This is a genomic window from Kitasatospora sp. NPDC001225 (assembly GCF_053597855.1).
Map to the genome: position 1 here is coordinate 1 of NZ_JBSFJC010000360.1, position 2440 is coordinate 2440.

The 2440-nt window shown below is 69.6% G+C and carries 2 protein-coding genes; both read right to left on the bottom strand.

All coding sequences use genetic code 11. The features are described from left to right. The coding region (locus ACWDCZ_RS40410; protein ID WP_449818598.1) for a nickel-dependent hydrogenase large subunit at positions 1–1031 on the bottom strand (1031 nt) is incomplete at its 3' end. Positions 1032–1188: 157 nt separating this feature from the next. Continuing rightward, complete coding sequence (locus ACWDCZ_RS40415; RefSeq protein ID WP_449818599.1) at positions 1189–2280, bottom strand: NADH-quinone oxidoreductase subunit B family protein; 1092 nt, start codon at positions 2278–2280, stop codon at positions 1189–1191. Positions 2281–2440: the final 160 nt, after the last annotated feature.

Consider the following 2440-nt stretch of genomic DNA (forward strand, 5'->3'; position numbering starts at 1 on the left):
GGGTCGACGGGGTTGCCGAGCGGGTCGTGGGTGACGAACAGCTCCTTGCCCTGCCAGTCCTCGTAGTAGGAGCTGCCGAGCAGGATGCGGATGCCGAGGTTGATCTCGGTGAGGTCGTTGGTGACGAGCTTGCCGTCCACCACGACGCCGGGGGTGACGAACATCCGCCGGCCCCAGTCCGTCATGTTGCGGTACGTGAAGTCGCAGTGGTCCGGGTCGTTGAGGCTGCCCCAGCAGCCGAGCAGGACCCGGCGCCGGCCGACCTCCTCGTAGCCGGGCAGGGCCTGGTAGAAGAAGTCGAAGAGGTCGTCGTGCAGCGGCACGACCTTCTTCATGAACTCGACGTAGCGCATCAGCCGGGTCAGGTAGTCGGTGAACAGCTGCACCGTCGCGACGGTGCCGACGCCGCCCGGGTAGAGCGTGGAGGGGTGCACGTGGCGGCCCTCCATCAGGCAGAACATCTCCCGGGTGTACCGGCTGACCTGGAGCGCCTCGCGGTAGAACTCGCCCTCGATCGGGTTGAGCGAGCGCATGATGTCGGCGATCGTCTTGTAGCCGTGGTCGCCGGCGTGCGGGGCCTCGGTGCGCTCGGCGAGCTCCAGCACGCCGGGGTTGGTCTCGCGGACCATCCGCTCGCAGTAGTCGACCCCGACCAGGTTCTCCTGGAAGATGTTGTGGTCGAACATGTACTCGGCGGCCTCACCGAGGTTGATGATCCACTCCCCCAGGTGCGGGGGCTTCACCCCGTACGCCATGTTCTGCGTGTAGACGGAGCAGGTGGCGTGGTTGTCGCCGCAGATCCCGCAGATCCGGCTGGTGATGAAGTGGGCGTCGCGCGGGTCCTTGCCGCGCATGAAGACGCTGTAGCCGCGGAAGACCGAGGAGGTGCTGTAGCACTCCGCGACCCGCTTCTGCTTGAAGTCGATCTTCGTGTGGATGCCCAGGCTGCCCACGATCCGGGTGATCGGGTCCCAGGACATCTCGGTCAGGCCGCTGCCGTCGCCGGCCGCCCTGGTGGTCGGTGTTGCCATCGTGTCTGTCGTGTCCTTGTCTCTGGGAGCGGGGCCTCGGCGAGCGGGGGCCGTGCGGACGGGGGCCGTGGGAGCGGGGTCTCCGCGGAGGGGAGCCCGGCGGACGGGGCGGGGGAAGGCGGCGGCCGCACACCGGGCGGCGTGCGGCCCCGCGGCGTCACCAGGGCGGGCGGTAGCCCGTGGTCAGGCGGCTGCCGGTGCGGCGCCACTTGGGTTCCTTGTCGAGGGTGCTCTGGGTGATCGCGCGCAGCCTGCGGATCACCGAGCCGTACGCGCTGCTGGCGGCGGTGGAGACGTGCGAGCCGGGCGGCGGGTCCATGAAGGGCATGAACTTGTCCGGGAAGCCCGGCATGGTGCAGGCGATGCAGATGCCGCCCACGTTCGGGCAGCCGCCGATGCCGTTGGTCCAGCCGCGCTTGGTGACGTTGCACTTGACGACCGGGCCCCAGCAGCCGAGCCGGACGAGGCACTCGGGCGTGCCGTAGTCGGTGGCGAACTGCCCCTGCTCGTAGTAGCCGCCGCGGTCGCAGCCCTCGTGCACGGTGGCGCCGAACAGCCAGGCGGGCCGCAGCTTGTCGTCGAGCGGGATCATCGGCGCGGAGCCGGCCAGCTGGTACAGCAGGTAGGTGAGCGTCTCGGCGAAGTTGTCGGGCTGGATCGGGCAGCCCGGCACGCAGACGATCGGCAGTCCGGCCTTGGACTTCCAGTCCCAGCCCAGGTAGTCCGGCACGCCCATCGCGCCGGTCGGGTTGCCGGCCATCGCGTGGATGCCGCCGTACGTGGCGCAGGTGCCGATCGCCACCACGGCGGTCGCCTTCGGGGCGAGCCGGTCCAGCCACTCGCTGGTGGTGATGGGCTGGCCGGTGGCGGGGTCGTCGCCGAAGCCGCACCAGTAGCCCTCCTTCTTGATCTTCTCGTTGGGGATGGACCCCTCGACGACCAGCACGAACGGCTCGATCTCGCCGCGCTCGGCCTTGAAGAACCACTCGACGAAGTTGTCCGCGCCCTGGACCGGGCCGCACTCGAAGTCGATCAGCGGCCAGTGCACGGCGACCTTGGGCAGGCCGGGCAGCGCGCCGGTGACGATCTCCTCGATGCTCGGCTGCATCGCGGCGGTCAGCGAGACGGAGTCGCCGTCGCAGCTGAGGCCCGCGTTGATCCAGAGGATGTGCACCGCGTCGGCGTCGGGCTTCGCGGCGGCCTCGGCCGTCCCGGCCGTCGAAGCGGTTGGAGCTGTTGTAGCACCCATGAGGATGCCTCCTCGGGGATGGGAGCCGGAGGGAATGGCTCGAAGCCAGTCTTAGCAACGGTCCGGGCCGGGACGGACCAGGTGGTGACCGTCTGCTGCTCGCCGGTGTGCGAGACGGCGACCAGGCTGCAGGTCAACGGGCCCTGGACGCCGGAGAGTT